Source organism: Streptomyces sp. NBC_01210, from assembly GCF_036010325.1.
GTDB lineage: Bacteria > Actinomycetota > Actinomycetes > Streptomycetales > Streptomycetaceae > Streptomyces.
In genome coordinates this window covers 2,234,781-2,260,156 of sequence record NZ_CP108549.1, presented here as the reverse complement: position 1 = coordinate 2,260,156, position 25,376 = coordinate 2,234,781, and the positions used below count along the sequence as shown (strand labels likewise).

The 25,376-nt window shown below is 70.2% G+C and carries 27 protein-coding genes; 14 read left to right on the top strand and 13 right to left on the bottom strand.

The window, feature by feature from the left end; genetic code table 11:
• The first annotated feature begins 12 nt into the window (after positions 1-12).
• Complete coding sequence (locus OG735_RS10260) at positions 13-1,029, top strand: 1-aminocyclopropane-1-carboxylate deaminase (RefSeq protein ID WP_327322826.1); 1,017 nt, start codon at positions 13-15, stop codon at positions 1,027-1,029.
• A gap of 39 nt (positions 1,030-1,068) precedes the next feature.
• Positions 1,069-1,299 carry a hypothetical protein gene (locus OG735_RS10255; protein ID WP_215093417.1) on the top strand — a complete coding sequence of 77 codons (231 nt, stop codon included), beginning with the start codon at positions 1,069-1,071 and terminating at the stop codon, positions 1,297-1,299.
• Positions 1,300-1,374: 75 nt separating this feature from the next.
• Here OG735_RS10255 and OG735_RS10250 read toward each other — a convergent pair whose 3' ends face one another.
• The 3 genes from OG735_RS10250 to OG735_RS10240 are packed head-to-tail and all read right to left on the bottom strand — an operon-like array spanning position 1,375 to position 3,752.
• Positions 1,375-2,604 (bottom strand): TerD family protein, encoded by a 1,230-nt coding sequence (locus OG735_RS10250; protein ID WP_327322825.1) that lies wholly within the window; start codon positions 2,602-2,604, stop codon positions 1,375-1,377.
• A 47-nt stretch (positions 2,605-2,651) separates the two neighbouring features.
• Positions 2,652-2,870 (bottom strand): hypothetical protein, encoded by a 219-nt coding sequence (locus OG735_RS10245; protein ID WP_327322824.1) that lies wholly within the window; start codon positions 2,868-2,870, stop codon positions 2,652-2,654.
• Positions 2,871-2,927: 57 nt separating this feature from the next.
• On the bottom strand, positions 2,928-3,752 hold the full coding sequence (locus tag OG735_RS10240; RefSeq protein WP_327322823.1) for an NAD-dependent epimerase/dehydratase family protein: 825 nt from the start codon (positions 3,750-3,752) through the stop codon (positions 2,928-2,930).
• A 241-nt stretch (positions 3,753-3,993) separates the two neighbouring features.
• Between OG735_RS10240 and OG735_RS10235 the strand changes: the two genes are divergently transcribed.
• The 3 genes from OG735_RS10235 (at position 3,994) to OG735_RS10225 (ending at position 7,877) form a co-directional block, all read left to right on the top strand.
• Positions 3,994-4,938 carry a 5-dehydro-4-deoxyglucarate dehydratase gene (locus OG735_RS10235; protein WP_327322822.1) on the top strand — a complete coding sequence of 315 codons (945 nt, stop codon included), beginning with the start codon at positions 3,994-3,996 and terminating at the stop codon, positions 4,936-4,938.
• Positions 4,935-6,098, top strand: a complete 1,164-nt coding sequence (locus OG735_RS10230) for a hypothetical protein (RefSeq protein ID WP_327322821.1) — start codon at positions 4,935-4,937, stop codon at positions 6,096-6,098. The genes OG735_RS10235 and OG735_RS10230 overlap by 4 nt, the downstream gene beginning before the upstream one ends.
• A gap of 372 nt (positions 6,099-6,470) precedes the next feature.
• Positions 6,471-7,877, top strand: coding sequence for an NCS2 family permease (locus tag OG735_RS10225; RefSeq protein ID WP_327322820.1), 1,407 nt, complete (start codon positions 6,471-6,473; stop codon positions 7,875-7,877).
• 107 nt (positions 7,878-7,984) lie between these two features.
• Here the strand turns inward: OG735_RS10225 and OG735_RS10220 are convergent, their stop codons facing one another.
• From OG735_RS10220 to OG735_RS10195, 6 genes are all read right to left on the bottom strand, one after another.
• Positions 7,985-9,433: a peptidoglycan D,D-transpeptidase FtsI family protein gene (locus tag OG735_RS10220; protein WP_327322819.1), complete on the bottom strand. Its 1,449-nt coding sequence runs from the start codon at positions 9,431-9,433 to the stop codon at positions 7,985-7,987.
• Positions 9,434-9,525: 92 nt separating this feature from the next.
• Positions 9,526-10,182 (bottom strand): response regulator transcription factor, encoded by a 657-nt coding sequence (locus tag OG735_RS10215; protein ID WP_327322818.1) that lies wholly within the window; start codon positions 10,180-10,182, stop codon positions 9,526-9,528.
• On the bottom strand, positions 10,179-11,435 hold the full coding sequence (locus tag OG735_RS10210; protein ID WP_327322817.1) for a sensor histidine kinase: 1,257 nt from the start codon (positions 11,433-11,435) through the stop codon (positions 10,179-10,181). Before OG735_RS10210 ends, OG735_RS10215 begins: the two co-directional genes overlap by 4 nt.
• Positions 11,432-12,466, bottom strand: coding sequence for a hypothetical protein (locus OG735_RS10205; protein ID WP_327322816.1), 1,035 nt, complete (start codon positions 12,464-12,466; stop codon positions 11,432-11,434). The genes OG735_RS10210 and OG735_RS10205 overlap by 4 nt, the downstream gene beginning before the upstream one ends.
• 78 nt (positions 12,467-12,544) lie before the next feature.
• A complete protein-coding gene (locus tag OG735_RS10200) occupies positions 12,545-13,030 on the bottom strand; it encodes a GNAT family N-acetyltransferase (protein WP_327322815.1) in 486 nt (161 codons plus the stop codon).
• Positions 13,031-13,801, bottom strand: a complete 771-nt coding sequence (locus OG735_RS10195; RefSeq protein ID WP_327322814.1) for an IclR family transcriptional regulator — start codon at positions 13,799-13,801, stop codon at positions 13,031-13,033.
• 129 nt (positions 13,802-13,930) lie between these two features.
• Here OG735_RS10195 and OG735_RS10190 point away from each other — a divergent pair, with 129 nt between their 5' ends.
• Together OG735_RS10190 and OG735_RS10185 are read left to right on the top strand one after the other, a co-directional pair.
• Positions 13,931-15,469, top strand: a complete 1,539-nt coding sequence (locus tag OG735_RS10190) for an aldehyde dehydrogenase (NADP(+)) (RefSeq protein ID WP_327322813.1) — start codon at positions 13,931-13,933, stop codon at positions 15,467-15,469.
• Between the two features lie 4 nt (positions 15,470-15,473).
• Positions 15,474-16,088, top strand: coding sequence for a DUF1349 domain-containing protein (locus OG735_RS10185; RefSeq protein ID WP_327322812.1), 615 nt, complete (start codon positions 15,474-15,476; stop codon positions 16,086-16,088).
• On the opposite strand, the gene OG735_RS10180 is transcribed toward OG735_RS10185, so the two are convergent.
• The gene (locus OG735_RS10180; RefSeq protein ID WP_327322811.1) at positions 16,089-17,087 is read right to left on the bottom strand and encodes a zinc-dependent alcohol dehydrogenase family protein; all 999 of its coding nucleotides are present in this window, start codon (positions 17,085-17,087) and stop codon (positions 16,089-16,091) included.
• A 106-nt stretch (positions 17,088-17,193) separates the two neighbouring features.
• On the opposite strand from OG735_RS10180, the gene OG735_RS10175 reads away from it, so the two are divergent.
• The 6 genes from OG735_RS10175 to OG735_RS10150 all read left to right on the top strand — a co-directional run bounded on the left by OG735_RS10175 (position 17,194) and on the right by OG735_RS10150 (position 22,179).
• Positions 17,194-18,129, top strand: coding sequence for an AraC family transcriptional regulator (locus OG735_RS10175; protein WP_327322810.1), 936 nt, complete (start codon positions 17,194-17,196; stop codon positions 18,127-18,129).
• On the top strand, positions 18,126-18,287 hold the full coding sequence (locus tag OG735_RS10170) for a hypothetical protein (protein WP_442812404.1): 162 nt from the start codon (positions 18,126-18,128) through the stop codon (positions 18,285-18,287). The genes OG735_RS10175 and OG735_RS10170 overlap by 4 nt, the downstream gene beginning before the upstream one ends.
• A gap of 21 nt (positions 18,288-18,308) precedes the next feature.
• Positions 18,309-18,779: a GNAT family N-acetyltransferase gene (locus tag OG735_RS10165; RefSeq protein ID WP_327322809.1), complete on the top strand. Its 471-nt coding sequence runs from the start codon at positions 18,309-18,311 to the stop codon at positions 18,777-18,779.
• A 422-nt stretch (positions 18,780-19,201) separates the two neighbouring features.
• Positions 19,202-20,098, top strand: coding sequence for a hypothetical protein (locus tag OG735_RS10160; protein ID WP_327322808.1), 897 nt, complete (start codon positions 19,202-19,204; stop codon positions 20,096-20,098).
• Positions 20,099-20,343: 245 nt separating this feature from the next.
• The gene (locus tag OG735_RS10155; protein WP_327328269.1) at positions 20,344-21,063 is read left to right on the top strand and encodes a DsbA family oxidoreductase; all 720 of its coding nucleotides are present in this window, start codon (positions 20,344-20,346) and stop codon (positions 21,061-21,063) included.
• 69 nt (positions 21,064-21,132) lie between these two features.
• The gene (locus OG735_RS10150; protein ID WP_327322807.1) at positions 21,133-22,179 is read left to right on the top strand and encodes an aminotransferase class V-fold PLP-dependent enzyme; all 1,047 of its coding nucleotides are present in this window, start codon (positions 21,133-21,135) and stop codon (positions 22,177-22,179) included.
• On the opposite strand, the gene OG735_RS10145 is transcribed toward OG735_RS10150, so the two are convergent.
• Positions 22,128-22,670: a MarR family winged helix-turn-helix transcriptional regulator gene (locus OG735_RS10145; protein ID WP_327322806.1), complete on the bottom strand. Its 543-nt coding sequence runs from the start codon at positions 22,668-22,670 to the stop codon at positions 22,128-22,130. The two genes, OG735_RS10150 and OG735_RS10145, sit on opposite strands and share 52 nt — an antisense overlap.
• Before the next feature lie 137 nt (positions 22,671-22,807).
• On the opposite strand from OG735_RS10145, the gene OG735_RS10140 reads away from it, so the two are divergent.
• Positions 22,808-23,878: an alkene reductase gene (locus tag OG735_RS10140; RefSeq protein ID WP_327322805.1), complete on the top strand. Its 1,071-nt coding sequence runs from the start codon at positions 22,808-22,810 to the stop codon at positions 23,876-23,878.
• 175 nt (positions 23,879-24,053) lie between these two features.
• Here the strand turns inward: OG735_RS10140 and thpD are convergent, their stop codons facing one another.
• Complete coding sequence (thpD, locus tag OG735_RS10135) at positions 24,054-24,950, bottom strand: ectoine hydroxylase (protein ID WP_327322804.1); 897 nt, start codon at positions 24,948-24,950, stop codon at positions 24,054-24,056.
• Positions 24,951-24,953: 3 nt separating this feature from the next.
• Positions 24,954-25,352, bottom strand: coding sequence for an ectoine synthase (locus OG735_RS10130; protein WP_327322803.1), 399 nt, complete (start codon positions 25,350-25,352; stop codon positions 24,954-24,956).
• Positions 25,353-25,376: the final 24 nt, after the last annotated feature.

Below are 25,376 nucleotides of genomic sequence, written 5' to 3'. Positions count from 1 at the left end.
AAGGGAGTCAGCGTGTCGATCACGTCGTACGAGCGCTATCCGCTGCTGTTCGGTCCCTCGCCGGTGCACCGGCTCGACCGGCTGACCCGCCACCTCGGCGGCGCGGAGCTGTGGGCCAAGCGCGAGGACTGCAACTCCGGTATCGCCTACGGCGGCAACAAGACGCGCAAGTTGGAGTACCTCGTCGCCGACGCCCTCGCCAAGGGCTGCGACACCCTGGTGTCCATCGGCGGAGTGCAGTCCAACCACACCCGCCAGGTCGCGGCCGTCGCCGCCCACGCCGGGCTGCGCTGCGTACTGGTGCAGGAGAGCTGGGTCGACTGGCCGGACGCCGTGTACGACAAGGTCGGCAACATCCTGATCAGCCGGCTCGCGGGCGCCGACGTCCGGCTGGTGCGCGCCGGGTTCGGGATCGGCGTCAAGGAGAGCTGGGAGCAGGCACTGCGCGACGTCGAGGAGAGCGGCGGCCGTCCGTATGCGATCCCGGCCGGTGCCTCCGATCATCCGCTGGGCGGGCTCGGCTTTGCCAACTGGGCGTACGAAGTGGCCGAGCAGGAGCGGGCGTCAGGGGTCTTCTTCGACACCGTCGTGGTCTGCTCGGTCACCGGCAGTACACAGGCCGGAATGATCGCGGGCTTCGCGGCGCTCGAGGAGGCCGGCGGCCGGCCGAGGCGCGTGATCGGCATCGACGCTTCGGCCGCCCCGGAGCGGACCCGGGAGCAGATCGGGCGCATCGCACGCAATACCGCCTCACTCATCGGAGTGGAGCGCGAGCTGCCGGATCAGGACATCGAACTGGACGCGCGGTACCACGCGGGGACATACGGCATCCCGGACGCCACGACGCTGGATGCGATGCGTCTTGCGGCCCGTACGGAGGGGATGGTGACGGATCCGGTGTACGAGGGGAAGTCGATGGCCGGGATGACAGACCTGGTCACACGTGGTGAGATCGGGTCCGAAGCGACCGTGCTCTACGCCCATCTCGGCGGCCAGCCCGCGCTCAATGCTTATAGCGCGCTGTTCTGACGTGGCGTGGCGGGGGCCCGAGGGCGCATACTCGAGGTAATGACAAAGTCAGCCGGATCCCGGCGCTACCTGCCCTCCAGTCCCTTCAACAAACCGGCCGCGGCTGCCCCACCCATTGAGCAATACGAAGTGGGGGACCGGGTCTCGCATGACCAGTTCGGACTCGGAAGAGTCATCGCAGTCGAGGGCGACAACGCCGCTGTGCTCGTCGACTTCTCGGGGCGTCAGGGAAGAATCCTGAGCCCATACTCCAAGCTGGCCAAACTCTGAGGACCTGGCCCCCGGGCCCGCCATCACCTAGCAGCGATGGCGGCCCCGGCGGCGCAGGTCACGGTGCTCGGCGGGTCACAGTGCCTGGGCGGCCGGCTTCACCATGCCGCGCACGGTGCGGGACTTCACGAAATCGCCCATGGCGGTCATGTCCCATTCGCCCGAGAACTGCTTGATCAGTTTCGCCATCATGACGCCGGTCTGCGGTTCCGCGCCGGTGAGATCGAAGCGGACCAGCTCCTCGCCCGTCGCCGCGTCGATCAGTCGGCAGTAGGCCTTGGCCACCTCGGTGAACTTCTGTCCCGAGAATGAGTTGACGGTGAAGACCAGGCCCGTCGCCTCGGCAGGAAGCCGGCCCAGATCCACGACGATCACCTCGTCGTCGCCCGCGCCCTCACCCGTCAGATTGTCGCCGGAGTGCTTGATCGCGCCGTTCAGGATCGAGAGCTTGCCGAAGTAGCAGCTGTCCAGGTGGTTGCGGTTGGGGCCGTAGGCGATGACGGAGGCGTCGAGGTCGATGTCCTTGCCGCCGAACGCCGGCTCCCAGCCGAGGCCCATCTTGACCTGCGAGAGCAGCGGTCGGCCGCCCTTGACCAGGGAGACGGTCTGGTTCTTCTGGAGGCTGACCCGGCCCTTGTCCAGGTTGATTTTTCCGGCGCCGGCGGCGGGTGCGGGTGCGGCCGGGGGCGCGGAGGGGGCGGGCGGAGCCGCGGCCAGGCGCGGGTCGGCCGGCGCCGACGGTGCGGCCACAGGCGCGGCCGCAGGGGCGGGCGTGGCGGCCGCAGCGGGCGCGGCGGCGGGCTCCTCGTCGACGGAGACGCCGAAGTCGGTGGCGATGCCCGCCAGCCCGTTCGCGTACCCCTGGCCGACCGCACGGGCCTTCCAGGCGCCGTTACGGAGGTAGATCTCCACGACGACCAGCGCGGTCTCGGCACCGAGCTGCGGTGGCGTGAAGGTGGCGAGCGCGCTGCCGTCGTCGGCGCTGCGGATGGTGGCGGTCGGCTCGATGCCCTGGAAGGTCTGTCCCGTGGCGTCCGGGCTCGCCGTGACGACGATCTTCTCGATACCGGGCGGGACCGCGGCGGTGTCCACCACGATCGCGTCGGGCGCACTGCCGCCACCGGAGCGGTAGCTGACACCGGGGCCCGTCGGCTGGTTGTAGAAGATGAAGTCGTCGTCGGAGCGCACCTTGCCGTCGGCGGTGAGCAGCAGGCCCGATACGTCGAGCCGCACCGGGGCGGCGACGTCCACCACCACGCGGGCGACGGAGAGAGGGATGTTCGAGCCGGGGGTCATAGCTGTCATGCCGGGGATAACGATTGAGGGCGCTTTACCGTTCCCTTACCTTCGGGCTATCTGTTGCGCGGGTGGTTGCGGGCGGTGCGCTCATTGCCGAATTTGTACGCGCCGGTCCAGCGGGCCATGACCAGCTGGGCGTCGCCCGACTCCACTTCGGCCAGGAACTTCTCGGCGCGGGCGCCGCGCAGCGTGCCGGCGGCGCGGCCGCGGTGGGTGATGACGACGCTGCCGTCGCCGTGCTGCGCGTAGCTGAATCCGAAGGGCTTGGCCATGTCTCACATCCTGGCCGGGGCGCGGCCCGCTCGGCACGCGAATTTCCCTGGGCGCGATCAGTACGGCCACTGGGGCGGGTTGGTGGTGAAGTGGCCGCCCAGGTGTGCGTGGTCCGGGTTGTCCGGGTCGAGTTCGCCCTGCTGCGCGACGAGCTTTTCGGCGTACTGCTCCGAGTCGTCCTGCGGCTCGTAGCCGAGAGCGCGCGCCGTCGTGAGGTCCCACCACAGGCGGGTGTTGGCGGAGGAGCCGTAGACGACGGCGTGGCCGACGTTCTCGGCGGTGAGGGCGGCGTGGAAGAGGCGGGCGCCGTCGCCCGGGCTCATCCAGACCGACAGCATCCGTACGGACGTCGGTTCCATGAAGCAGGAGCCGATGCGGACGGAGACGGTCTCGAGGCCGTGCAGATCCCAGTAGAGCTGGGCCAGATCCTCGCCGAAGCACTTGGACAGGCCGTAGAAGGTGTCGGGGCGCCGCGGGGTGTCGATGGGGATCAGCTGGTCGGACGCGAAGGGCGGCTGCCCGTGCGGGCGCGGGGTGAAGCCGACCGCGTGGTTGCTGGAGGCGAAGACGATGCGGTCGATGCCCTCTTCACGGGCCGCCACGTAGAGGTTGTGCGTCCCTTCGATGTTCGCGCGCAGGATCTTCTCGAAGGGTGCTTCCAGTGAGATCCCCGCGAGGTGGATGATCGCGTCGACGCCCCGTACCGCTTCGCGCAGCGCCTCCTTGTCGGCGAGGTCGGCGGTGACCGCATCCGGCACCCCCTCGATGGGAGTGGCGTCGAAGAGGCGGAGCTCGTAGCCGTACGCGGGCAGCAGCCCCCGCATCAGCGTGCCGAGGCCGCCTGCGGCGCCGGTGAGCAGGACGGTGCGGGGAGCGGGCATGGGCGGATCTCCTCGAAAATGCTCAGGTCCGTAGACGGCATTCACATGCATGGACACGCTAGGGAGTGGTCCGGGCACCGTCAAGTGTGGCGCGGAGGGGCCGACTCCGCCTCTGAGTTGCGGTTTTCTGTCTTGACCGGTGCCATCCGGCTGCCCTAGCGTGACGGCGTTCAGGAATGTGGACGTCGATCAGAATTGTGCACGAGCCGCGGAGGCTCCGTGTACGGCCCAGGGAGCGCCCGTGACCTCAGCCCCGCTCGCCGCCCGGCTCACCCGGGCCCAAGGACCGCTGTTCTTCCCCGTCACCGCGTACGGTCCGGACGGCACCCTCGACCTCGATGCCTTCCGCGCCCATGTGAGAACCGGTATCGACGCGGGCGCGGCCGCGGTCTTCGCCTGCTGCGGCACGGGCGAGTTCCACGCCCTGACCCCGGAGGAGTTCCGCGACTGCATCGCCGCGGCCGTCGAGGAGACGGCGGGCGAGGTGCCCGTCGTCGCCGGCACCGGCTACGGCACCGCGCTCGCCGTCCGGTTCGCGAAGCTCGCCGACGAGGCGGGCGCCGACGGTCTCCTCGCCATGCCGCCGTACCTCGTCGTCGCCGACCAGCGCGGACTGCTGCGTCACTACACCGCGCTCGCCGCCGCCACCTCCCTCGACGTCATCGTCTACCAGCGCGACAACGCCGTCTTCGCTCCCGAGACCGTCGTCGAACTCGCGCAGGTCGACGGCATCATCGGCCTCAAGGACGGCTGTGGCGACCTCGATCTGATGCAGCGCATCGTCAGCGCCGTCCGCCGCGACCTGCCCGACCAGGACTTCCTCTACTTCAACGGGCTGCCCACCGCCGAACTCACCGGTCTCGCCTACCGCGGCATCGGCATCACCCTGTACTCCTCCGCCGTCTTCGCCTTCGCGCCCGACATCGCGCTCGCCTTCCATCGCGCGCTGACCACCGGCGACGACAAAGCGGTCGGCAGACTGCTGGACAGCTTCTACGTGCCGCTGGTCGAACTACGCAATCTCGGGCGCGGCTACGCCGTGTCGCTCGTCAAGGCGGGCGTGCGGCTGGGAGGTCTGGACGTCGGCGAGGTGCGGCCGCCGCTGAGCGAACCCCTCGCCCTCCACATCAAGGCCCTGGCGGCACTGATCGAGCGCGGCCGCGCCCTGCTGGACGAGCGCGCGTGAAGACCTCCGCCTTCCTCTACCCGTGGGACGTCGTGGGCGACCCGCACGCCGCCTCCCGGATCGCGGACCTCGGCGTCCAGCAGGTCACCCTGGCCGCCGCCTACCACTCCACCCGGGCCCTGACGCCGCGCCACCCCCGGCACCGGATCGTCACCGCACAGCACGCCGCCGTGCTTTACGAGATGGACGAGGCTCGCTGGGCGGGCCGGGAGCTGCGCCCGTACGGCGCCGGGGCCTGGGCTTCCGGCGACGCCTACGGCGAAGCGGCCGCAGCCCTCACCGAAGCCGGACTCGAGGTGCACACCTGGGTGGTCCTCGCCCACAACTCCCGCCTCGGCGCCGAGCGTCCGGACACCTCGGTGGTCAACGTCTACGGCGATCGCTACCCCTGGGCGCCCTGTATCGCGCAGCCCGCCGTCCGCGCCCTGGTGGTGGAGCTGGCGGCGGAGGCGGCGACACGGCCCGGTGCGCTCGGCACCGAGCTGGAGTCCTGCGGCTGGTACGGCCTCGCGCATCTGCACGCCCACGACAAGATCGCGGGCGTGGGCCTCGGTGACGCGGCGCAGTATCTGATGTCGCTCTGCTTCTGTACCGCCTGCCGTGACGGCTACGTACAACAGGGCATGGAGCCGAACCTGCTGGCCGCCGCCGTACGGCACGGCCTGGAGCCGGTCTGGCAGGGCGCGGCGCCGGCCGACGCCGGGATCGAGAAGCTGCTCGGCGCCGAACTCGCCGCGGCCACCCTGGAGTTCCGGACACGAACTGCCCGTACGCTCCAGGAAGACACGGTCGCCGCGGTACGGGCCGCCGCCCCGGACGGCTTCCAGGTACTGCTGCACGCCGACCCCGTCGCGTACCACTGCGGTGCGAACGCCGGCGTCGATCCGGCGCACATCCTGTCCGTCGCCGACGGCGTGGTCGTGCCCTGCACCGGCGGGCCTCGGCTGCTGACACCCTTCGCGGACCAGCGCGCCGGAGGCTCCGTGCTGGCCGCCAACCTCACGGTCGTCGGCGGCATGGGCGGCAGCCCCGGCACGCTCGCGGACGACGCCGCCCGCGCCGCCGGGCTGGGCGCGAACCAACTGCGGCTCTACCACGCCGGACTGGCCTCCGACGCGGACCTGACGCTGGTGCCGGACGCGTTGTCCCGCCTGGCCTGAAGGCCTGGCTTGTACCCCGACCCGCCCCTTCCCTCTGTCGATATGCGGCGCCGCCGTGGGGGGCAAGCACCCAGACCCCCGTACGCCCTTCGGGCGTTGTCCTCGATCGCCGGACGGGCTTGAACGAAAAATCAAGCCCCGCCGGCGATTGAGGCGCGGGGTCCGGGGCGGAGCCCCAGCAGCGTCAGTGCAACCGCCGGCCCCTTCGGCTGAGGACGCCTTACCGGACAGGGCAGTTGACCTATGCTGGGCGCCGCGTCGCGACGATCAAGCGCCGGGCGGATATGACGTAACACGCGCATAACCTGAAACGCTCCTCCCGTGGGCACAATCCAGCTACCCGCAGGCCGGATTGATACCCCGAGGAGAGCCATGTCCGCACAGGTCGACCGCTACTTCCAGATCAGCGCACGAGGTTCGACCTTCGGGCGAGAGATACGCGGCGGCTTCGCCACGTTCTTCACGATGGCCTACATTCTCGTTCTCAACCCGATCATCCTGGGCAGTGCCGAGGACAAGTTCGGCGCCCATCTCTCCGGTCCCCAACTGGCCACCGTCACTGCCCTGGTGGCCGCCGTGATGACCGCGATCATGGGCCTCGGCGGCAATCTGCCGCTCGCCATCGCCGCCGGACTCGGGCTCAACGCGGTCGTCGCCTTCCAGATCGCGCCCCTGATGAGCTGGCCCGACGCGATGGGCCTGGTCTTCCTCGAAGGCATTCTCATCTGCGTCCTGGTCGTCACCGGGCTGCGCGAAGCAGTCATGCACGCCATCCCGCCGTCGCTCAAGCAGGCCATCAGCGTCGGCATCGGCCTCTTCATCGCCTTCATCGGCTTCATCGACGCGGGCTTCGCCACCCGCATCCCCGGCGACACCGGCTCCGTACCCGTCCAGCTCGGCGCGAGCGGTCACCTCTCCGGCTGGCCCGTCCTGGTCTTCTGCCTCGGCGTGCTGCTCACCGTCGCGCTGATGGCCCGCAAGGTGAAGGGCGCCATCCTCATCTCCATCGTCGCGACGACGCTCCTCGCGATCGTCATCAACGAGATCGCCGACATCGAGCCGCTCGCCTGGGGCCTGACCGTGCCGGCCGTGCCCGACGACATCGTTTCCGCCCCCGACTTCGGGCTCGTCGGCGACTTCAGCCCCTTCGGCGCCTTCGAGCAGATCGGCGTCGTCACCCTTGTCCTGCTGGTCTTCACACTGATCCTGAGCGACTTCTTCGACACCATGGGCACCGTCGTCGGTGTCTCCAACGAGGCGGGTCTCCTCGACGAGAACGGCAAGGTCCCGAACCTCGGCCGGGTACTGCTGATCGACGGCGTGGCGGCTGTCGCGGGCGGCGCGGCCTCCGCCTCCTCCAACACCTCGTACATCGAATCCGCGGCCGGTGTCGGCGAGGGCGCCCGCACCGGCCTCGCCTCCGTGGTCACCGGCGCGCTGTTCGGCCTCGCGCTCTTCCTCACCCCGCTCGCCACCGTCGTCCCGGCACAGGCCGCGGCGCCCGCGCTCGTCGCCGTCGGCTTCCTGCTGATGGCGCAGGTGCGGCACATCGACTGGGAGCGGTACGACATCGCCATCCCGGCCTTCCTGACGATCGCGGTCATGCCGTTCACGTACTCCATCACCAACGGCATCGGCGCCGGTTTCCTCGCCTACGTCGTCATCAAGGCGGTGCTGGGCAGGGCGCGCGAGGTGCACTGGCTGCTGTGGGGCACGGCGGCGCTGTTCGCCGTCTACTTCGCGATCGACCCGGTCGAGCAGCTGCTCGGCGCCAAGTAGCCTCGCCCCGACGGCAAGCAGCTTCCGCCCTGGAGTGACGGCAGCCCCACCCCGAGCGAGGGCCCACCCCGAGCGAGGGCCCGCCCTGAAGTGAGGGTCCCCGACCCTCACTTCAGGGCCGCCGCCATCATCTTCTGCGCGATCGGCGCGGCCAGACCGTTGCCGCTGACCTCCGAGCGGGCCGCGCCCGAATCCTCGACCATCACGGCGACCGCGACCTCCTTACCGGTGGACGAGTCCTTCGCGTACGAGGTGAACCAGGCGTACGGCGTCTTGCTGTTGTTCTCGCCGTGCTGCGCGGTGCCCGTCTTGCCGCCCACCTCGGCCCCGTCGACCTTGGCGTTGGTCCCGGTGCCGTCGTTCACGACCGTCACCATCGCGCTGCGCAGCTGTTCGGCGGTCGAGGAGGAGACGATCCGCTGCGACTTCTCGTCCTCGAAGGACTGCAGCGTGTTGCTGTCCGCGTCGACGACCTTCGAGACCATGTGCGGCGACTCCAGCACACCGTCGTTGGAGATTGCCGCGGAGACCGTCGCCATCTGCAGCGGCGTCGCGGTCACATCGAACTGGCCGATGCCCGACAGCGCCGTCTGCGCCTTGTCCATGCCCGTCGGATACAGACTCGCCGAGGCCCGCACCGGCACGTCCTGCGTCGTGTCGTTGAAGCCGAACTTCTGCGCCATCGACCTGACCTTGTCCTGCCCCAGATCGGCGGCCATCTTCCCGAAGACGTTGTTGCAGGAGTACTGCAGTGCCGTGCGGATGGAGGCGTTCTCGCAGGGCGCGGCGGTGTTCTCGTTCTTCAGGACCGTGCGCGTGCCGGGCAGTGTGTAGGGATTCGGGCTCTTGGTCCTCTCGTCGGCCGAGCCGTAGAGACCGTCTTCCAGCGCCGCCGCCGCGACCACCAGTTTGAACGTCGAGCCGGGCGGCAGCGGCTGCCGCAGTGCCCGGTTGACCAGCGGCTTGTCCTGGTCCGCGAGCAGCTTCTGCCAGACGTCGCCGTCCGTCGTCCCGCTGATCTTCGACGGGTCGTAGGAGGGTGTGCTGACCATTCCCAGGATCTTCCCGGTCTTCGGGTCGATGGCGACGGCCGCGCCCTTTGTGTCGCCGAGCGCCCGGTAGCCGGCCTTCTGCACCGCCGGGTCGATGGTCGTCACCACATCGCCGGGCTTCTGCTGCTTCCCGGTGAGCGCGTCGACCGGGTTCTTCAGCCGGCTGTCGGTCCCGTCGAGGACCTCGCTGTAGATGCCTTCGAGCTGCGTGGCTCCGTACGCCTGCGAGCTGTAGCCCGTGACGGCCGAGTAGAGCGAGCCGTCGGTGTAGGTGCGCTTGTACGCGAGATCACTACTCGCTGTCCTCTTCGAGCCGTTGACCGGTGACCCGGCCACGATGATGTCGCCGAGCGGCTGCGCGTACTGCGCGATGATCTTCCGTCGGTTGTGGTCGTCGTCCGCCAGCGCTCTGCCTTCGTACGCCTGGACCCAGGTCGCCCGCAGTAGTAGGGCGAGCACCAGCAGCAGGCTGAAGACCGCAGCATTTCTGATCGTCTTGTTCATCCCGCAGAAGGGACGAACGAGGCGGAGGACGACGTTCCCTGCCTGCCCGGTTTCTCAGGAATTCTTCATCCGGAGCGGCCGGCGGACGGGCCTCAGCGAGGCGAGATGAAGCCCGACTCGTACGCCGCGATCACCGCCTGCGTACGGTCCCGGGTCCCCGTCTTCGCCAGGACCGACGCCACATGGGTCTTCGCCGTCGCAGGTCCTACGCCCATCCGCCCGGCGATCTCCGCATTGGTCAGGCCCGTCGCCATCAGCCGCAGCACTTCGGCCTCGCGCTCGGTCAGCCGCGCCGCCCACGGCGGGGGAGCCGCGGGCCGGCTGCGGCCGTACTCGGCGGCCAGTGAACGCACGGCGGCCGGGAAGAGCAGCGAGTCGCTGCGGGCCACCAGACGGACCGCCTGGACGAGCTCCTCCGCCGCGGCGCGCTTGAGCAGAAAGCCCGCGGCTCCGGCGCGCAGTGCGTCGTACACATACGAGTCGTTCTCGAAGGTCGTCACGACCACGATCCGCGGCGGCCCGTCGAGCGTGGCCAGGATCTGCTCGGTGGCCCGGATGCCGTCGATCTCCGGCATCCGCACATCCATCAGGACCACATCGGGGCGCAGCGCACGCACCACCGACACCGCCTCCGCGCCGGTCGACGCCTCGCCGATCACCTCAAGATCGGGTTCGGCGTCGAGGATGACGCGCAGTGCCGTACGGACCATCCGCTCGTCGTCGGCGAGGACCACCCGGATCGCGCTCATCGCCGGCCCGCCAGCGGGAGGCGGGCCGAGAGCCGCCACACCGCGTCCTGCGGGCCGGCCTGCGCGCGTCCGCCGAGCAGCGCGGCCCGCTCGGCGATACCGCGCACACCACGGCCGCCTCCCGGGCGGATGACCGGGGCCCTGTCGGGCAGCGGATTCTCCATCGTGATCTCCAACTCCTCGCCGCGCAGGGCGATCCACAGGGACACCGGGGACGCCCCGGCGTGGCGCAGGGCGTTGCTCAGCCCCTCCTGGACGATGCGGTACGCCTCGCACGAGACGAGCGCAGGGACGGCGGCCAGGTCGCCGTCGGCCGTGAGCGAGACGGGCACACCGCTGCGGGCGATCAGACCGTCCAGGGTCTTGAGGGTCGGCCCGGTGAGCCGGGCCGCTCCGTCCTCGTCCTGACGCAACAGGCCCAGTACGGAGTCGAGTTCGCCCACCGTGCGCCGCGTGGTCTCCTCGATCGCGGCCAGTGCTTCCCGTACGAACTCCGGATCGCCGTCCAGGACCTTGCGGGCCGCGCCCGCCTGCAGGGTGACGGCGCTGAGGGCGTGGCCCACCGAGTCGTGCAGCTCGCGGGCCAGGCGGTTGCGCTCGGCGAGTTCGGTGGCCCGGCGTTCGGCGGCCTCCAGCCGGTCCGCGGGTGTGGGGCCGAGGAGCACCGGCGCCTGGCGGGCCAGCAGCGCCCCGGCCGCCGCCGCGCAGGCGGCGAGCGCGGTCAGCATGGCGATCCCGGCGAACGGGCACAGGGCCAGTGCCCAGGCGTGGTCGAGGTAGTCGGGGACCATAACCCAGTCCCTGAGCCCTCCGGAGAGCGGCAGCAGGATCAACGTCACGGCGAACGGCGGCAGCGCGAGCGTGGCACCGCTGATCAGCGCGCCGATCCCCACATGCAGCGTGAACCAGCCCGAGGTCCGCAGCCGCGCGGCCCGCGAGCGCGCCGGCCCCTCCGCGAACCGCTCGGCGTGCACCCCGCACAGGGCCTTCGCCAGGGCGACCGCCAGCGGTCTGGTGAGCGGGAACAACAGCGCGGTCACCGCGGCTATCGGCAGCGCGATGCCGTACGCGCCGAACTGGAGGGCGAGGGAGTCGGAGAACATGTCCTTGGCACCGACGAGCGGGCCGACGATCACCGTGCCCACCAGCCAGTACGGCATCAACAGGGCGCCGCCCAGGATCAGATGGAGCCAGCGCAACCTGGCCCGCGTCCCGAACAGCGCCCGGCCGAACTCCCCCAGCACTCTTTTCACGCGCCGCGCCGCCGCAGGAACGAGGCGGTCCCGGTGACGACGAGCAGACCGACGATCATGCCCACAGCGTAGGTCAGAGCCATCAACCCCGATGCCCGCTCGCCTTCTTCGCCTCCCGGCAGCACCGCGGCGATCAGCAACCAGATGCCCCAGCAGCCCACCGCGCCCGAGCCCAGCCAGGCCATGGCCAGCGGAACCTTCAGCTGCAGTGCGGGGCCCCGGCGGAAGGCGAGCAGCAGCGCTCCGGCCACGGCGACGGCCACGAACAGGGCGCTGATCCCTTCGAGTACGTAGAAGTCGGCCGTACGCTGCTCGATCCGCGTCGCGGAGAGGCCGGTCGTCGCGCCGCAGGCCCACAGCAGGCGCATCGTGGCGGGGAAGAGAGCGAGCACGGCGGCGGCCACGGCGGTCACCTTCAGCGTCCGCCCGGTGGCGGCCCCGGGCAGGTCCCAGATCCGGCCCCGCCACACATGGCTCCAGCGCTCCCGGGCGTACAGCACGAAGAGAGTTCCAAGGGCCAGGCCCTGGACGATGAAGCCCGTGTAGACGACCCCGAAGACCCACTCGTCGAGGAAGGGTTCGTCCCCGGCCGGCTGGGACCGGGCTCCGGTGACGGCGTGGGTCAGCAGCTGGACCGGGAAGCCGACCATGATCGGGGCGAGCAGACCGCCCGCGATCCAGATGGGCGTGGCGAGGAGCCAGGCGGGGACGCGGCGGCCCCATGCCTGGGTGAGCAGCAGCGCCAGGACGATGACCGCGCCGTCCATCAGGACGGTGACGCTGTTGGCCGCGGCCATCAGACCGCGGTGCTCAAGCAGCACACTGCCGTCGGGGATGCCGATCCTGCTGCCCGCGATCCAGGCGATCTTGAGCGAGAGATACGGGACGCAGGAGGCGATGGTCAGCGCCCGCAGCAGTCGGCGTGCGGGGCTGTGCCGCTCGGGTGCGCCGCGAAGCCGGCGCTCGGGGGTGCGGGGGCCTGCCCCCGCCTTCGGGAAGGGGCGGGACCGGGGAACACTGTGCGGGCTCATGCCGCTTACGCTCCCGGTTCCGGGAGCCCCGCACCTCCTGCGCTGCGACGATCCCTCTCCGCCGTGCGGCGGAGAGGGTCAGCCCGCCAGGGTGAGGAGCACCTCGTCGGTCTCGGCGCCGCGGGCATGCGCGTAACCCCGGTCCTCGCCGGTCACGGTGAATCCGCACTTCTGAAGGACCCGGATCGAGCCCGCGTTGTCGGCTGCGGCGCGGGCGTGCAGCGGACGCTGGGGTACGAGTTCGATCAGCGCGCGCAGCGCGGCGGTGGCCACGCCGCGGCCCCAGTACGCGCGGTCGATGAAGTACGTGACCTCGCGCTCCTCGGGCGGTCCGTACACCGCGGTGTGGCCGACGACCACATCGTCGGCGAGAACGGTCCGTATGACGGCGTCGGAGACCAGGATCCGCGCCCAGTGGGCGTCGAAAGCGGCCCGGTCGGTGGGGTCCTTGCTGGTGAAGGCGGCCATCAGGTTCGACTCGGGGTCGCTCATGTGCCGGAAGAAGACCGGCAGATCGCTGTCGGTCACCTTGCGCAGCGTGACGCGCGGGGACAATGGGGACATTCAGAGCCTCCGGGTCGCCAGCGTCAGCCGGTCGCGCGCGTCGAAGAGCGCGTCCTTGATCATCTGCTCATGTGCGGGGGTCAGCCGGGCCACCGGCACCGAGCAGCTGATGGCGTCCCGCGCCGGGGTGCGGTACGGGATGGCGATGCCGAAGCAGCGCAGTCCGAGGGTGTTCTCCTCGCGGTCCACGGCGTAGCCCTGCTCGCGGACGAGGTGCAGCTCTTCGATGAGCTTCTCCCGGTCGGTGATGGTGTGCTCGGTCAGCGATGCCAAGGTTTCCGGCAGCATCTTGCGCACCTGCTCGTCGCTGTGGGTGGCGAGCAGCGCCTTTCCCAGCGAGGTGGAGTGCGCGGGCAGCCGGCGGCCGACGCGGGTGAAGGGGCGCAGATAGTGCTGCGACTGCCGGGTGGCGAGATAGACGACGTTGGTGCCGTCGAGCCGGGCGAGGTGAATGGTCTCGGTGGTGTCGTCGGAGAGCCGGTCCAGGGTGGGGCGGGCGGCCGCGACCACCTCGTCGCCGTCGATGTAGGAGGTGCCCACCAGCAGGGCGCGCACGCCGATGCCGTACCGAGTGCCCGTCGCGTCCGTCTCCACCCAGCCAAGCTCGACCAGGGTGCGCAGCAGCATGTAGAGGCTGGACTTGGGGTAGCCGACGGCCTCCTGGACCGCGGCGAGGGAGTGCATGCCGGGGCGCCCGGCGAAGTACTCGAGCAATTCGACCGTCCGCACCGCGGACTTGACCTGTGCTCCGCCGGAATCCGCAGTTGACATTGCTCTTCGCCCCTTCTTGACCGCGCAGAACGCCCGGAAATAGAGTCCCCATATATTCACCATCGGGAACACTGTTCAGAATACCGAACAAATCCTGAGGGATGGCAGAAGACCGGGAAGGAAGCCGCGGTGGCAGCAGCACCAGTCTGGAGTGTCGACCCCCGAACCGGGAAGCCGCGTGAGCAGGTTGCGGTCGAGTCAACCACTGAGGAGATCGACCGCGCGGTCCGCGCCGCACACGCCGCCCGCCCCGCACTCGCCGACCGGAGTGTACGCGCGCGGCTGCTGCGCACCGCCGCCGACCTGCTCGACGAGGCCGGTGAACATGTCATCGAGGCCGCCGACGCGGAGACCGCGCTCGGCCCCACCCGCCTGACCGGTGAACTCGCCCGCACCACCGCTCAGTTGCGGGCCTTCGCCGAGGTCGTCGACGAGGGCGCCTTCCTCGACATCCACATCGACCACGCGGACGGCAGCCGTACGCCGCCATGGCCCGATCTGCGCCGCTTCAAGATCCCGCTGGGCGTCGTCGCCGTCTACGCCGCCAGCAACTTCCCGCTCGCCTTCTCCGTACCCGGCGGAGACACCGCGAGCGCGCTCGCGGCCGGCTGCCCGGTCGTCGTCAAGGCCCACCCCGACCACCCCGGCACCTCCGAACTGTGCGCCTCCGTGCTGCGCAGGGCCGCCCACCAGGTCGGCCTGCCCGAGGACGTCGTGATCCTCGTCCACGGCTTCGAGGCGGGCATCGAGCTGGTCAGGCACCCGCTGGTCGCGGGCGCCGGCTTCACCGGGTCCGTACGCGGCGGGCGCGCGCTCTTCGACGCCGCGGCCGCCAGGCCCACCCCCATCCCCTTCCACGGCGAGCTCGGCTCCCTCAACCCCGTTGTGATCACCGAGGCGGCCGCCGGAGAGCGGGCCGAGCAGCTCGGCGCCGGGCTCGCGGGCTCGATGACGCTGGGCGGGGGCCAGTTCTGCACCAAGCCCGGCTTTGTGCTCGCTCCCGCCGGCGACGCGGGCGACCGGCTGCTCAAGTCGCTGACGGCGGCGGTCAGTGAGACCGAGCCCGGCGTGATGCTCGACCACCGGATGCGCGGCGCCTTCGTCGAGGGCGTACGCGAACGGGCCGAACTCCCGGAGGTGGAGGCCCCGATCACGCCCGGCGCGGGCGGTGATCACACCGTGAGCGCCGGCTTCCTCTCCGTACCGGCCCGGCTGCTGGCCGCCGAAGGGCCGCACGACCTGCTGCTCGAGGAGTGCTTCGGCCCGGTCACGGTCGTCGCGCGGTACGAGTCCGAGGCCGAGATCACCGAGGTCCTCGGCAGACTGCCCGGCAACCTCACGGCCACCCTGCACCTCTCCGAGTCAGAGGCCGCGGGCGAGGGCCGGGGCGCGGAGCTGCTCGCCGAACTCACCCCGCTCGCGGGCCGCGTCCTGGTCGACGGCTGGCCGACCGGTGTCGCCGTCGCCCCCGCCCAGCACCACGGCGGCCCCTACCCGGCCTCCACCTCCGGCTCCACCTCGGTCGGGGCCACCGCGATCGAGCGCTGGCTGCGCCCGGTCACGTACCAGACGACGCCCGAGGCGCTGCTCCCGCCCGAGCTGCGCGACGAAAACCCACTGGGGCTGCCGCGTCGGGTGGACGGCCGCCTCGAAACTCCGCGAAGCTGAGCCGGTGACCGAGCCGATCGACCTGCCCGAGCTCCCCTTCCCGCTGCGCTCCTACGGCCCCGATGCCAACTGGTCGTACGAGAAAGGGGTGCTGACCGGCTGGGCGGGAGCCAGGCAGGACCGCTTCGTACCGCCCGCGGGCGAGGCGCTGGAGCCCGTCTCCGACGCGCCCCGCCTGCTCGGTGCGCCGGAGGGCGACTTCCAGCTCATCGCACGGGTCACCGTCGGCTTCGCCGCGGCCTTCGACGCCGGCGTGCTCTATCTGCACGTCGGCGAGCGGGAGTGGGCCAAGCTCTGCCTGGAACTCTCCCCGGACAAGCCCACCATCTGCACGGTCGTCACCCGCGGCCACTCCGACGACGCCAACTCCTTCGAGGTGGCGGGCGACAGCGCATGGCTGCGGATCAGCCGCACCGGCAAGGCCTTCGCCTTCCACGCCTCGACGGACGGCGAGTACTGGACCTTCGTGCGGATCTTCGCCCTCGGGACGGAGGAGCAGGCCGGGGCCGCGCTCGTCGGCTTCCTGGCGCAGTCCCCGGTGGGCGAGGGCTGTGTGGTGACCTTCGACCGGATCGAGTTCCGCGAGGGCTGGCCCGAGGGGCTGCGCGACGGATCGTGATCAGACCCGTACCACGATCTTGCCGGTGTGGGCGTTCGACTCCATCAGCCGGTGGGCGTCCACGATCTGCCCGAGACCGTCGAAGGCCTCTGCGATGGCCGGAGTGAACGACCCGTCGCGCAGACCGGACCCGATGAAGGCCGCCGCCCGGCGTCGGCCTGCTTCGGTCCTGGCGGTCACGAGGTTGGCATACGTGTGCACCGTGAGCGGCCAGTTCCTCGACAGCTCGATGGGACGCGGATCCAGCCAGCCGTAGAGCACCGCGGTACCGCCGGGCGTGACCGCGTCGCCCAGCGTCCGGAAGCCCGGTCCGCCGATCGCGTCGAAGGCCAGCTCGGCCCCGCGCCCACCGGTGATCCCCTTGACCTCCTTCACCAGGTCCTCGTGGTCCGTGGTGATCACATGGGCCGCTCCGAGGTCGAGCAGTTGCTGCTTCTTGGCAGCGGTACGGGTGGTGGCGATCGGGATGGCGCCGATCCGGGCCGCGGTCTGGATCGCGGCCGTACCGACTCCGCTGGACGCACCGGTGATCACGACATGGTCGCCGGGCCGCAGCCCGCCGGTCTCCACCATGCCGCCATGGGCGGTGGAGTACGTCACCCACACGGCGGCGGACGTCACCGCGTCCACGCCGTCGGGCCTGCTGATCACCGACTCCACGGGCAGGACCACCCGCTCGCCGTACACGCCGTGGACACCGAAATCGAAGTTGGCCGCCGCCATCACCGGGTCACCGGGTGCGAACTCGCTCACGCCCTCGCCGACGGCCTCGACGACACCGGCCGCCTCGTAGCCGAGCCGCGAGCCGGGCAGCGTCGCCGGGTAGTAGTACGTGCCGGCCCGGAAGAGGGCCTCGGCCCGGTTGAGGCCGATCGCCTCGACACGGAAGCGGACTTCGCCCGGGCCGGGCTCGCGCAGCTCGATGTCCTCGATCTTCAGTACTTCGGGACCGCCGGTCTCATGGAAAAGAACTGCCTTGGTCAATGTGGAAGTTGTCATGAGAACGACCGTAGAGAGCCGCGGCGAGACGCTCCATGTCCCAGAGCATCCCGTTCATGTCCGTTCGTCTTGCCGCTGATCCGTTGCACCGATGTACGGTTCGATCGTGGACGTACTGAGTGACGCGATCGCCGCCATGCGCACAGGCCGGCCCCACTCGTCGCGGACGCGCAAGCACGCGCCCTGGGGCGGCCGTTTCCCGTCCACCGAGGGCGCCGGATTTCATGTGGTGCTCAAGGGCTCGGCCTGGCTGCTGCCCCGGGACGACGCCGAGCCGGTCCGGCTCGGCGCCGGCGACGTGGTCTTTCTGGCCCATGGATACCGTCACTCCCTCGTCGACCACCCCGGTTCGCCGGTCGAGGATGTCGAGCTCGAACCGGACGGATCCTGGCCGCCCGTACCGAATCCGAATCCGAACCCGGACCCGCGGCCGGACGCCGGTCCCGAGACTCTTCTGCTGTGCGGTGCCTACCAGTTGAGCAAGACACGGGCCCATCCGCTCCTCACCGAACTGCCCGATGTGGTCCATCTCCCTGCTGGGGCCGGCGCACATCCCTCGCTGCACGCAGCCGTCGAGCTGCTCGCCGCCGAACTCGCCGGTCCACAGCCGGGATCCGACGCCATCGTGCCTGCGCTCCTCGACACGCTGCTGCTCTATCTGCTGCGCGCCTGGTGGCTCCAGGAGCGGGCCGACGAGCCGACGGGCTGGGCAGGTGCCATGGGCGACCCGGCGATCACTGCCGCGCTGCACGCCATCCATGCAGACCCCGCACACCCCTGGACGGTTGGGGAACTGGGCGCCGCGGCGGGTCTGTCCCGCGCCGCCTTCGCCCGCCGGTTCACCGCGCTCGTCGGCCAGCCGCCGCTCGCGTATCTGACGTGGTGGCGGATGACCACCGCGGGCCGGCTGCTGCGCAAGCACGATGCACCGCTGCGTACGGTGGCCCACCATGCGGGCTACACCTCGGAGTTCGCCTTCGCCAAGGCCTTCAAGCGGGAGTACGGGATGGCGCCGGGCCAGTACCGCCGGGGCACGGGGTGAGTACCGTCGGCCCTCCGAAAGCCCTCCGAAGGGACCAGGTCGCCCGTGCCGGCGGGCTCGGCACGGCGGACTCGCTGCGCCAGTACATCCAGCGCCGCGTCGGCCTCACACCGAGCGCCTACCGGGCCGCCTTCAGCCGGATCGCAACCGCCAACTGATCTCCCGGCGTCCCCACCATCATGATCAGAACAGCCGTTCCCGCCGACCTGGATGCCATCGCCGCCCTCCACGCCGAAGCCCGGGCGAGCTACTACCGCGGCCACATCCCTGACGACGCCTTCGACGGCCCCGCCGAGTGCGCCCGCACCCGCGCGGGCTGGTCCGCAGCCATCGAGCGCGGCGCGGTGCTCTGTGCAGAGAAGGACGGGACCGTCGCCGGAGTCGCCGCTTTCCGCGAGGTCGATACGGTCATGACACTCACCCAGCTCCATGTGGACCCGAAGCGGTGGCGCGACGGCATAGGCACCGCACTGCACACGGCCTGCGTCGAGTCCTGGCAGCGCGCCGGAGTCCGCACCGCCCGCCTCGAGGTCTTCGAGCAGAACAGGCGCGCCCAGTCCTTCTACGCGCACCACGGCTGGTTCCCCGACCCGGACGAGACGCGCGCCGACACCCACCTGGTGCTTCGCCTCACAGTGCCGCGCGCCTAGCGGCACTCTCGGCATGCCGATCCGATACAGAATCGTCAGCACGACGACCGCCACCACAGGACCGGCCCGATCGAGCGCTTCCCGGCCCCATTCGGCGCGCCCGGGGCTTCCGAGCCTCAAGCCCCAACAGTCGTCCCCCGACGAGGACTCGGGGCGCGGGCTGCTCCTGGTCGAAGCGCCGGCGGACGGTGAGGTGTGACGGGGGACCCGTCCCCCGCAAGACGGTGTGGGCCGATCTGGACCTCGTACCGAAGCAGCGGAGTCCACACCCGCCACGCCCACTCCTGCGAGTGAACTGCCTCAACTTCCCCGTGCCAAGACCGCCTTGTCTTCCTACGCTCGCCACGAGAGTCGCCATCGGCATGTGCCATTGACACTTCTGCCGCACGACTCGCACCACCCCGTAACCGACAAGGACCCGCATGGTCAGCTCACCTCACGAGGCGATGCACCGCATCTTCCAGGAGTACCCCGGACTCTTCTCCCGGGTCTCCGAAGTGCTGGGCGTCGACTTCGCCCCACCCACCTCGGTCACCGTCATGCCCACCGATCTCACTGAGGCGCGGCCGGTCGAACGCCGCGTCGACACCCTGTTACGACTCGACACCGAAGACGGCGACTCGCTCCTCCTCGCAGTCGAAGCCCAGGGCAAGAGGGACCCCGCCAAACCCGCCAGCTGGGCCTATTACCTGTCCTACCTGCACACGAAGTACCAACTCCAGCCCCTCCTGCTGGTCGTCTGCCAGGACCGCAACACCGCCGAATGGGCCTCCCGCACCACCCATATCGGCCCGCCCCAATGGCCCGCCCTCACCCTGCGCCCCCTCGTCGCCGGCCCTCACAACATGCCGCGGATCACCGACACGGCCGAAGCCCGGAAGGACCTGGCACTCGCCACCCTGTCGGCCATCACGCACGCCGCGGATCCGGGCATCGGTGCCATACTCAAAGCACTCTCCACCGCACTGCGGGACACACCGGAAACCATCGCAGACCCCATCGTCGAACTCACAGCACAAGGCCTGGGCAAACTCCCGGCCGCACAACACTGGAGGAACCTGGTGGCCGTGGACCTCTCCTTCTACACCTCACCCCTCTCGGAAGAGATCCGAGACGAAGGCCGCGCGGAAGGCCGCGCGGAAGGCCGCGCCCAGGGCATCGCGCAGAGCATCCTGCTCCTGCTCGAGCAGCGCGACATCGCCGTTCCCGTCGACGCCCGCGAACGCATCACCAGCTGCGGTGATCCCGAGATCCTGCGGCACTGGCTCGCCCGGACCATCACCGCATCCTGCGCAGAGGAGATCTTCGCAGAGGAATAGTCCCGCCCGGCGAGACGCACATTGGCCAGGGTCGACTGCTCATGCGGCCGGCCCTGGTGTCAGGGCCGGCCGGCCGCGAACACCGATGCCTCTCCGACCGGGTATTCGGTCTGGGTATTCGGTCCCGGCAATCGATCGTGCTGCGCCTCACACAGGCGGCCCCGCGGAATGAGGCAGTCCCGGTGCGCGTTCACCTCTTGGCGGAGGTGGCCTCCGCACCGTACGACCCTGGAGTGATGAAGAAGATGCGCGTCGAGATCTGGAGCGATATCGCCTGCCCCTGGTGCTACATAGGCAAGGCGCGCTTCGAGCAGGGACTCGCGGCCTTCGCCCACCGCGACCAGGTCGAGGTGGTGCACCGCTCCTTCGAGCTCGACCCCAACCGCGCCAAGGGCGAGACCGGCCCGGTGATCCCCATGCTGGCGAAGAAGTACGGGCGCACCATCGAGGAAGCGCAGTCGATGGAGGAGCACGTCGCCTCCAACGCGCGCTCCGAGGGGCTCGAATATTGGACCGAGGGCCGTGATCACGGCAGCACCTTCGACATCCACCGGCTGCTGCACCTGGCCAAGGCCCGCGGCCGCCAGGACGAGCTGCTGAACCTCGCCTACCGGGCGAACTTCGCCGAGGAGCGGTCGGTCTTCGACGCCGAGATCCTCCTCGAGCTCGCCGTGGAGGCCGGTCTGGACGCGGACGAGGCCCGGGCGGTCCTTGCCGACGAGGACGCGTACGCCGACGACGTAAGGGCTGATGAGCGCGAGGCCGCCGAGCTGGGCGCGACCGGTGTGCCGTTCTTCGTCCTCGACCGCCGCTACGGCGTCTCCGGCGGCCAGCCGGCCGAGGTCTTCACCCAGGCGCTGGAGCAGGCGTGGCAGGGCCGGGCGATCACCCCGATCGGCGCGGACGCCGCCGTCTGTGACACCGACGGCTCGTGCGAGGTTCCGCGGCCCGGAGCCCATGCTTGAGCGCTGCTGAACGGTTCCCCTCAATGATTCGCGGTTGACCAGGCGTTGAGAGCATCGCAGGGTGATCCCATGGAGACCCTGGGCGGCGCCGAGTTCGCGCCGGACACGACGTATCTGAACACCTCCACCTGCGGGCTGCTGCCCCGCAGGACCGTCGCGGCGGTGACCGCGCTGGCCGAGGAGCTCGCGGCCGGGCGGCCGGGCGGCGCCGGTGACTTCTCCGAGGTGACCGCCGCCCGGCAGTCCTTCGCACGCCTCACCGGTGTGGACGAGGAGCGGGTCGCCGTGGGTGGTTCGGTCTCGGTGCATGTCGGACTGATCGCGAGCTCGCTGCCGACCGGCGCGGAAGTCCTCTTCCCCGAGGGGGAGTACGCCTCGGTCATCACGCCGTTCCTGGTACGCGGGGATCTCAAGCTGCGGTACGCACCGCTGGACGAGCTGGCCGATGCGGTGCGTCCGGGCACCGCGCTGGTGGCCTTCTCCTCGGTGCAGTCCGCCGACGGCCGGATCGCCGATCTGCCCGCGGTCTGGGCCGCCGCGGCCGCACACGGCGCCCGTACGCTCGTCGACGCCAGCCAGTCGGCGGGCTGGCTGCCGCTGGACGCGGGCGCGTGGGACTTCACCGTCACCGGCGGCTTCAAGTTCCTGCTCTGCCCCCGCGGCGCCTCCTTCCTCACCGTGACCGAGGATGCGCAGCAGACCCTGGTGCCGATCCATGCGGGGACCTTCGCCGCCGAGGTTCTGTGGGGGACCACCTACGGACCCATCGAGGAGCTGGCGCACTCGGCCCGGCGGTTCGACGAGCCCACCGCCTTCCTCTCGTACCACGGCGCGAGGCAGTCACTGGCGCTGCTGGAGGAGACCGGAATCGAAGCCGTACACGCCCACAACACCGCGCTCGCCCGGCGCTTCCGGGCGGGGCTTTCGGAGCTGGGCCATGAACCGGTGCCCGGCGAGTCCGGCATTGTCGCCGTCCCGGGGCTCGGCCACCGCGTCCCGGAACTGGCCCGCGTGGGGATCACCCTCGCGGAGCGGGCGGGCAATCTGCGCGCCGCCTTCCACCTCTACAACTCCGCCGCCGAGGTGGACCGGGTGCTCGACGTCCTGTCCGGCTGACCGGGGCAGTCCGCGGTCTGGACGCAGAGGTTCTCCTCGACCTTTCCGAGCAGCCGGGTCAGCTCCCGGCGCTCGTCCGGGTCGAGCCCGGCGAGCGTGTGCTCCTCCAGATTCGCCCAGGCCGCCTGCACCGCGGAGTGCAGGGCGCAGCTCTCCTCCGTGGCCTCGACGAGCACCGCGCGCCGGTCGCCCGGGTCGGGGCACCGGCGCACGTGTCCGGCCTGCTCCAGGCGCTGGAGCATCTTGGTCACGGTGGAGGGGTCGAGCTCGACGGCCTTGATCAGCTCGGACTGGCGCACCGGGCCCGCGTCCCACAGATGCATCATCACGAACTCCTGCCCCGGGTAGAGGCCGGCTCCCCTGAGCAGCTTGCCCGCAGCCATACGGTGCAGCCGGGCGACCCGGGAGACGGCATGGCTGACGGGGCCGCCGAGCGCGGAGCTCGGCAGCGCCTCGGTACAGACGGGGTCGGCCGCGGTCTCGGGCTTCATCGGGGCCTCCTCAGGAGGGGTGGCGACTGTCTGGTGGACAGTGTCCCCAAAAACTTTACCTTGGTCGGCCAATTAATGGTCTACAGTGACTCTCGGCGCGCTTACTTGGCCGACCACGTAAATTCTGGGGAGCTTTCATGACCACCGCATTCGACCCGATCGACCTGTCCGGCACACAGCTCGGCAACCGGATCGCCATGGCGCCGATGACCCGCAGCCGGGCGTTCGGCGAAGGGCTCACCGTCACCGACTCCACTGTCGAGTACTACGGCCAGCGCGCATCGGCCGGCCTGATCATCACCGAGGGCATCCAGCCCTCGGTCCTCGGCCAGGGCTACCCGAACACTCCGGGCCTGCACAGCGACGAGCAGATCGCCGCCTGGCGCAAGGTCACCGACGCCGTGCACGCCAAGGGCGGGAAGATCTTCGCCCAGATCATGCACGCCGGACGCATCGGCCACCCGGTGCTCTGGCCGGACCAGGAGCTGGTGAGCGTGGCTCCGTCCGCCGTCGCCGCCGCCGGGCAGCTCTACACGCAGGAGGGCCCCAAGGACTTCATCGCCCCGCGCGAGCTGTCCGCCGCCGAAATCCCGGCCGTCATCGGCGAGTTCGTCGCCGCGTCCCGCAACGCCATAGAAGCAGGCTTCGACGGCGTCGAACTGCACGGCGCCAACGGCTACCTCATCCACCAGTTCCTCGCCGACAACACCAACCTGCGCACCGACGAGTGGGGCGGCTCCGTCCAGAACCGCATTCGCTTCGCCGTCGAGGTGACGAAGGCGGTGGCCGAGGCGATCGGCGCGGAGCGGACCGGACTGCGGGTCTCTCCCGGCAACGCGTACAACGACATCGCCGAGACCGACCCGGAGGCGACCTACCCCGCGCTGGTCAAGGAGCTGGAGCCGCTCGGCCTCGGCTATCTGCATGTCGTCGAGATGGTCCCGGGATTCAGGGAGGTGACGCTCGCGCTGCGCAAGCAGTTCAGCGGCACCTTCATCCTCAACCCGGCGACCGAGGGCCCGACCGACCACGGGGCGCTGGGGCTGATCGAGGACGGCATCGCGGACATCCTCGCCTTCGGCGCGCTGTTCCTGGCCAACCCGGACCTGCCGGCCAGGCTCAAGGCCGAAGGCCCGTACAACACCCCGGACACGGCCTCGTTCTTCGGCGGTGACGACAAGGGCTACATCGACTACCCGGCGCTTTAGGGCAGTTGGCACGGGAAAGGCCCGGCCCCCTCCGAGCGAGGGGCGCCGGGCCTTCCCGTACGGGAAGGGCTGTCGCGGGGCTGGTCCCAGGGCTGCCGCACCGGAGTGAAGTCCCGCGCCCCGATGCTGTGTCCCATGGCGGCTTCGCCGCGGGCCGGCCGCCGGCCGGAGTGGCTTACCGCACCGGCGTGAAGTCCCGCGCCCCGATGTACTCGGGCCTGGGAACCGGCGCCGCGAACGGCTTCACCGCAGCGTTCTCCACGCTGTTGAAGACGATGAAGACATTGCTGCGCGGGTACGGGGTGATGTTGTCCCCGGAGCCGTGCATGCAGTTGCAGTCGAACCAGGTCGCCGACCCGGCCCGGCCGGTGAAGAGCCGGATCCCGTGCCGGTCGGCGTACCGGGTCAGCGCTGCGTCCGACGGAGTGCCCGCGTCCTGCATCTGCAGCGACTTCTTGTAGTTGTCCTTCGGCGTCTCGCCCGAACAGCCGAGGAACGTCTTGTGTGATCCGGGCATGATCATCAGGCCGCCGTTGGTGTCCCGGTTCTCGGTCAGCGCGATCGAGACGGAGACGGTGCGCATGTTCGGCAGACCGTCCTCGGCGTGCCAGGTCTCGAAGTCCGAGTGCCAGTAGAAGCCCGAGGCGCCGAAGCCCGGCTTCACATTGATACGGGACTGGTGGACGTACACGTCCGAGCCGAGGATCTGCCGGGCTCTGCCCACCACCCGCTCGTCGCGCACCAGACCGGCGAAGATCTCGCTGAGCCTGTGCACCTCGAAGACCGAGCGCACGTCCTGGGACTTCGGCTCGATGATCGAGCGATCGTCGGCACGTACCGCGGGGTCGGCGACCAGCCGGTCCAACTCGGCGCGGTAGAGCGCGACCTCGTCCGGCGTGATCAGCTCGTCGACGGTCAGGAAGCCGTCCCGCTCGAAGCCCATCAGCGCGGACGGGACGATCGGTCCCGGCGCTCCGGGCGCGGACCAGACGACCGGGTCCCGGCGCGGGGTTGTCACCTCAGCTGCGCCGCGGGTCGGGTACAGGTCGGTGCGTACAGGGGCGGTGGTCATCGTTCAGCCCTCCTCGGTGAGCAGCGGGTAGACGCCGTTCTCGTCGTGGTCCTCCCGTCCGGTGACCGGCGGGTTGAAGACGCAGACACAGCGGAAATCGGTCTTGGGGCGCATGGTGTGGCGCTCATGGCCGTCCAGCAGGTACATCGTGCCGGGCTCGATCCAGTGGGTCTCGCCGGTCTCGTCGTTGGTGAGCTCGGCCTCGCCCTCCACGCACAGCACGGCCTCGATGTGGTTCGCGTACCACATCGACGTCTCCGTACCCGCGTACAGCACGGTCTCGTGGAGCGAGAAGCCGACCTTCTCCTTCGCGAGCACGATGCGCTTGCTCTCCCAGGTGCCCGAAGAGGCCTTCACATGGCGCTCGGTGTTCTCGATGTCCTTGAACGATCGGACGATCACGGTGAGTTGCTGCCTTTCTCGTAC

Excerpts from the sequence above, each read along its gene's own strand:
- OG735_RS10255 (WP_215093417.1), top strand. The coding sequence starts at position 1,069 with ATGACAAAGTCAGCCGGATCCCGGCGCTACCTGCCCTCCAGTCCCTTC.
- OG735_RS10250 (WP_327322825.1), bottom strand. The coding sequence starts at position 2,604 with ATGACAGCTATGACCCCCGGCTCGAACATCCCTCTCTCCGTCGCCCGC.
- OG735_RS10245 (WP_327322824.1), bottom strand. The coding sequence starts at position 2,870 with ATGGCCAAGCCCTTCGGATTCAGCTACGCGCAGCACGGCGACGGCAGC.
- OG735_RS10240 (WP_327322823.1), bottom strand. The coding sequence starts at position 3,752 with ATGCCCGCTCCCCGCACCGTCCTGCTCACCGGCGCCGCAGGCGGCCTC.
- OG735_RS10225 (WP_327322820.1), top strand. The coding sequence starts at position 6,471 with ATGTCCGCACAGGTCGACCGCTACTTCCAGATCAGCGCACGAGGTTCG.
- OG735_RS10220 (WP_327322819.1), bottom strand. The coding sequence starts at position 9,433 with ATGAACAAGACGATCAGAAATGCTGCGGTCTTCAGCCTGCTGCTGGTG.
- OG735_RS10215 (WP_327322818.1), bottom strand. The coding sequence starts at position 10,182 with ATGAGCGCGATCCGGGTGGTCCTCGCCGACGACGAGCGGATGGTCCGT.
- OG735_RS10205 (WP_327322816.1), bottom strand. The coding sequence starts at position 12,466 with ATGAGCCCGCACAGTGTTCCCCGGTCCCGCCCCTTCCCGAAGGCGGGG.
- OG735_RS10200 (WP_327322815.1), bottom strand. The coding sequence starts at position 13,030 with ATGTCCCCATTGTCCCCGCGCGTCACGCTGCGCAAGGTGACCGACAGC.
- OG735_RS10195 (WP_327322814.1), bottom strand. The coding sequence starts at position 13,801 with ATGTCAACTGCGGATTCCGGCGGAGCACAGGTCAAGTCCGCGGTGCGG.
- OG735_RS10180 (WP_327322811.1), bottom strand. The coding sequence starts at position 17,087 with ATGACAACTTCCACATTGACCAAGGCAGTTCTTTTCCATGAGACCGGC.
- OG735_RS10165 (WP_327322809.1), top strand. The coding sequence starts at position 18,309 with ATGATCAGAACAGCCGTTCCCGCCGACCTGGATGCCATCGCCGCCCTC.
- OG735_RS10160 (WP_327322808.1), top strand. The coding sequence starts at position 19,202 with ATGGTCAGCTCACCTCACGAGGCGATGCACCGCATCTTCCAGGAGTAC.
- OG735_RS10155 (WP_327328269.1), top strand. The coding sequence starts at position 20,344 with ATGCGCGTCGAGATCTGGAGCGATATCGCCTGCCCCTGGTGCTACATA.
- OG735_RS10150 (WP_327322807.1), top strand. The coding sequence starts at position 21,133 with ATGGAGACCCTGGGCGGCGCCGAGTTCGCGCCGGACACGACGTATCTG.
- OG735_RS10145 (WP_327322806.1), bottom strand. The coding sequence starts at position 22,670 with ATGAAGCCCGAGACCGCGGCCGACCCCGTCTGTACCGAGGCGCTGCCG.
- OG735_RS10140 (WP_327322805.1), top strand. The coding sequence starts at position 22,808 with ATGACCACCGCATTCGACCCGATCGACCTGTCCGGCACACAGCTCGGC.
- thpD (WP_327322804.1), bottom strand. The coding sequence starts at position 24,950 with ATGACCACCGCCCCTGTACGCACCGACCTGTACCCGACCCGCGGCGCA.